This is a genomic window from Thermogemmatispora sp. (assembly GCF_019683755.1).
GTDB lineage: Bacteria > Chloroflexota > Ktedonobacteria > Ktedonobacterales > Ktedonobacteraceae > Thermogemmatispora.
On sequence record NZ_JADGHT010000351.1, the window covers coordinates 1 to 4,686 of the forward strand.

Annotated in this window: 3 protein-coding genes; 1 reads left to right on the forward strand and 2 read right to left on the reverse strand. The window is 57.4% G+C overall.

Translation table 11 applies throughout. The annotated features are described in order from the left end of the window. Positions 1-34: 34 nt before the first annotated feature. A complete protein-coding gene (queF, locus tag IRZ24_RS16975; RefSeq protein ID WP_297166752.1) occupies positions 35-490 on the reverse strand; it encodes a preQ(1) synthase in 456 nt (151 codons plus the stop codon). 568 nt (positions 491-1,058) lie between these two features. Between queF and IRZ24_RS16980 the strand changes: the two genes are divergently transcribed. Next, positions 1,059-3,758, forward strand: coding sequence for an ATP-dependent Clp protease ATP-binding subunit (locus IRZ24_RS16980; RefSeq protein ID WP_297166755.1), 2,700 nt, complete (start codon positions 1,059-1,061; stop codon positions 3,756-3,758). Positions 3,759-4,466: 708 nt separating this feature from the next. On the opposite strand, the gene IRZ24_RS16985 is transcribed toward IRZ24_RS16980, so the two are convergent. Next, the coding region (locus IRZ24_RS16985) for a hypothetical protein (RefSeq protein ID WP_297166758.1) at positions 4,467-4,686 on the reverse strand (220 nt) is incomplete at its 5' end.

Sequence of the window (4,686 nt, forward strand, 5' to 3'; positions counted from 1 at the left end):
GCGTCCTCCCTCCCCCACCCTTGCCCGGGATCGTCTATAGCGTGCTCCCCGTCATGTACCGTCGATAGTCAGGACGGGGGCCAGCATAGCCAGGCGCAGTATACTCGGCAAAGATGATCGTTTTGATATTGCCTCGGACGTTGAAATCACCAGCGACACGCATCCAGCGCGGCCCTAGCAAGGCTACTAGGTCGTTCAGAATGGTATTGGTGGCGGCCTCATGGCTGATCTGCCGATCACGATAGCCGTTGATATAGAGCTTGAGGCTCTTTAATTCAACGACCGAACGGTCAGGAACATAATCGATGACGATGGTGGCAAAATCTGGGAAGCCGGAGCGTGGGCAGAGACAGGTGAATTCAGGGATCTCCAGGTGAATGAGGTAGTCGCGCTCTGGATTCGGATTAGGCCAGGCTTCTAGCCGATTGGCCGCAATCTCATCTAATCCGTAGCGCCCCGGTACACGTGTTTGTTGCTGCTCTTCGCTCATTGAGTATGACCTCCAACGCTTCAAAGACCAGGCAAAAGCTTGGCTCTAAGTAAGCTGCCCTGAGACTGCCTATGTTCTCAAGCACAGCTCGCGAGCAAGAAGAGAGCAGAGACAGTCAAGGCTGCCCCTGCTCCGCCTTATTGATCAATACTGTACTTGACTGCAACTTCAGATGACGTGTGCGAGAGAATCGTAGCATATCTCAGTCCTTCAGTCCAGGGTGAGCGCGCAAGTCAGCGGCAAACAGAGGAGCAGTGAATCGGCGGCGAGTGCCACTCTCTTCAACTAAGCCCCCTCCCGATCAGACCTTACCGAGTGCTGCAGCAAACTGGCGTATCCGCAGATCAAAACTATTTTCCCCTTATGGTTGGCCCTTCTTCTGCCGACAAGAGTATTGCAGAGGTATTTATCCCTAACGATTATTGATGAGCTTACTTGCACAGACCCTTGCTCTTCTCAAGCCGTTGCACAGTCTGCTGGCGTGCTGGCGGCGAAAGCGAGAAAAGCAGTGGGTCTCTTCCACCTGGTGGACTTATGTTGACAGAACATGACGAACAAGGCTCAATCGATGAAAGAAGTTTATGAGACCTATACACCCGCCGCCCGGCTGGCTCTGCACTACGCCCGAGAGGAGGCCAGCAAGCGGCATCGTAGGCTGATTGGCAATGAACAGCTCTTGCTCGGCATTCTGCGCCTTAACGATCCACTCATCAGTCAGTTACTGACTTCGTTCATGTTGCGACCGGCGCTGCTTCGCCGCATCATTGAGGTCCTGGAGAGGCAACACAAGCGCGCGTCCACGAGCCGCTATCAGACACTCTCCCCGGCGACGCGAGCGGCCTTACGGGCCGCTACACTCCACGCTCGGAGACTGGGAGCCACCTCTATTGGTCCAGAACATCTGCTTTTGGGCCTGCTCAGCGTTCAGGATCGCCAAGATGCGCTGCTCCTGGGCCTGCTCGAGGGCTTTGGCCTCACCTGCTCTAGCGTACGCGCGCGGCTGCAGACCCTGATCACCTCCACGCCAGGGCCAGATCAGGCAGTCGTCGCTTTTCCGAAAGCAAGCGAGTCTGGTGCACAAGACAGCACTATGCTGGATAGTGTATCCAACCAAGTAGTCAGCGATTTACAAGCAGCCTATCGCGAGCGTTATGAGCGCACCCCAGAGCTCAATAGCGTAAGCCATGATCTGACGCTGGCAGCGCTGGAGGGACGTCTGGACCCCTTGATCGGACGCGAGGCCGAATTGATGCGCACGATGCAGATCCTGCTGCGTTATACCAAGCATAACCCGTTGTTACTTGGAGCGGCAGGCACGGGCAAAACCGCCATCGTAGAAGGCCTCGCCGCACGCATCGCTGCGGGCGCTGTTCCAGAAAGTTTGCGCGGTAAACGGGTCGTAGCCCTTGACATCGGCCTGTTAGTGGCCGGTACCCGCTACCGCGGCGACCTAGAAGAGCGGGTACAAGGAGTTTTGGCGGAGATCAAGGAGGCTGGCGATATTCTCCTCTTTATCGATGAGATTCATATGCTCATCGGCGCTGGTGGGCCAGCAAGTGCCCCCAATGTGGCTAACCTGCTCAAGCCCTTGCTGGCGCGTGGGCATCTTCAATGCATAGGAGCCACTACCTTTGAAGAGTATGCCCGCTACTTTGAGCACGACGCAGCTTTAGCAAGGCGCTTCCAGCCTGTTTTGATTGCCGAACCAGATGCTGCCGAGACACTAGCGATCTTACAGGCATTGCGTCCGCACTATGAGGCCTTTCACCGTGTGGTCATCAGCGATCAGGCGTTGCAAGCGGCAATACGCCTCTCTGGACGCTATCTTGCCGGGCGCGCACAGCCAGATAAAGCCATCGATTTGATCGACGAAGCGGCAGCGGCGCTACGGATGCGTCAGGCTTTGCCGCCAATGGCCTTGCGTCAGCTTCACGAGCAGATAGCTTATCTGCGAGCACAGCGCGAGCTGGCCATTCGTCAGCAGCGCTTCCCTACGGCCCTCGAACTGCGCCGACAGGAGCAGCAGCTCCTACGTCGTACTCTGGCCATCGAGAGCGAGTGGCTGACACAGAAGCTGCTTCCACTCTCTGATGAGAGTGCCCTTGCTACCCCCAAGCGTCCGCTTGTGAACGAGGAAGCTGTTGCAGCGATCGTGTCCCAATGGACAGGGCTGCGCGTGACCTTTCCCGGGGGCGAAGAAGCTCGCCATCTGCTCTCCCTAGAACAATTGCTCCGGCAACGTATCGCCGGGCAGGAGGAGGCGATCAGCACCGTCGCCCGAGCGGTGCGGCGAGCGCGCAGCAATCTACGCGACCCGCGACGTCCCGCCGCCTCGTTTCTTTTCATCGGTCCCAGTGGCGTCGGCAAAAGTCATCTGGCAGCCGTACTAGCCGAGGTTCTGACAGGGGATGAGAGAGCCTTGATCAGACTAGATATGGCAGCTTTCTCGGAGCGCCAGCAGGTGCAACGTCTCCTTGGCAGTCCACCGGGCTATCAGGGCTATGGTGAATCGGGACTGTTGAGCGAAGCCCTTCGCCAGCGGCCAGCGAGCATCGTCCTTTTCGAAGGGATCGAGAAAGCTCATCCGTTCTTGCATGACCTCTTGCTCCAGGTTTTGGAGGATGGGCATCTGAGCGATGGGCAGGGCCACCTGCTCAATTTTCGCGAGGCGATCATCATCCTCACTACAGGCCTACCCAGCAGTCCAGAAGTTGTTAGCGTAGGCTTTGGCGCCAGCCGGCCGCAGAGCAAGCAGCAGCAGCAGGAACAACAGTGGCAGCATCAGCTCCTAGCCCGACTCCAGCATACCTTTCGCCCCGAGCTGCTGAACCGACTCGATGCGATTGTGGCATTCCATCCGCTCCAGCAAGCGCATCTGGGACTCATTCTTGATCAACTGCTGACTGCAAGCTGCCAGAACCTGGCCAGACTCGGTCTCAGTCTGGAGATCAGCCCCAGTGCACGTGACTACCTCCTCAGCCGAGGGCAGGACCAGCTAGCCAGCGCAGGTGCACGTCCTCTGCGGCAGCTCGTTCGGGGCGAAATCGAAGATCGCCTCAGTGAGGCTTTACTGCGTGGCGAGATCAGGCGCGGCGATGCCCTTCGGCTAGTAGCTAGTCATGCGAGCACCAGCCTGTACCTGGAACGAATAGATCAATCTGGGATCCAACGGCACGGGTCAGGGCCTACCACCTTGACCCGAACAGACAGCGCGCGCGATTCAGCAGTCCAAGCATGGTCAGAGATTCCGGGTCCTAATGCAGCCTGACTGACCTTCAAACCAAGCAAGCCGGGCTGAGTGTCCGCCCTTCTCGCCTATCCTCAGTAGCCCGCTGTGGGAAGATCTCTCCGACGAACAGCACATGACAGCACATACTGGCCGCTCTCAAAGCCGCGTCGTAAATGCTCTGTCTGAGGTGTCTCGCCCCACAGCGGGCACTGCTTAGCCTGTCCGTCTGCCTGCCAACAAGCCAGGCAACATTCCCAGCCACTATCAGCTAATCAGCATCCTCCCCCTTAACAGAGCCTTCCTATCCTTTCGGCAAACTTTAACTCGCCCTTAAAGGGGTTTAACCCCCGCTTAAAAAGGTGATATAACCTGACTGCTCAACCCTGCTCTGAAGCCCTCTCCACAGGGAACCCGCTTTGTCGTCTAGCTTTCCTACCCCCTGCTCATGCGCATTCACTCGCTTTAACTTGTTGACCCTGCTCTCATCAGTCCCTTTTCCTTACCCTTCATTTCACTCCCAGTGGAATGCTGTTCCTCATCACCCCACTGCCTCCGTTGACCTTCCCTTCTCCCACATGAGCACTCCCTCCCCAAAAGTGCAACCCCTTTCTTTCCGGAAAAAAATGGGCCACTCTCTCCCTCCTCGCATCCCTGCTCTCCAGTGTCCCCAAGCCACACCGCTTCACTTCTGTCACACTTGTGTCTTCCTTTTACCTCACTTCTTTTGGCCCCCCATCGTCTTCCCTCTTACCCATCACCTTGCCCTCTCTCCTTGACCCTCTGTTGACTTTGCTCTCCCTGAGCAACGCTGTCGCGCCCCTGCATTCGCGCCGTCAACCACCGCCGCCAAATGCTCGGATGCGTTCCCAAGCGTCGCGGTGGCAGATCCAGGTCTTTTGCCAGACACTGTGGTATCACCTGCTCTCGCAACAACCGCCGACGCACCTCTGTCCGCATCGTCGTTCTC

Excerpts from the sequence above, each read along its gene's own strand:
- queF (WP_297166752.1), bottom strand. The coding sequence starts at position 490 with ATGAGCGAAGAGCAGCAACAAACACGTGTACCGGGGCGCTACGGATTA.
- IRZ24_RS16980 (WP_297166755.1), top strand. The coding sequence starts at position 1,059 with ATGAAAGAAGTTTATGAGACCTATACACCCGCCGCCCGGCTGGCTCTG.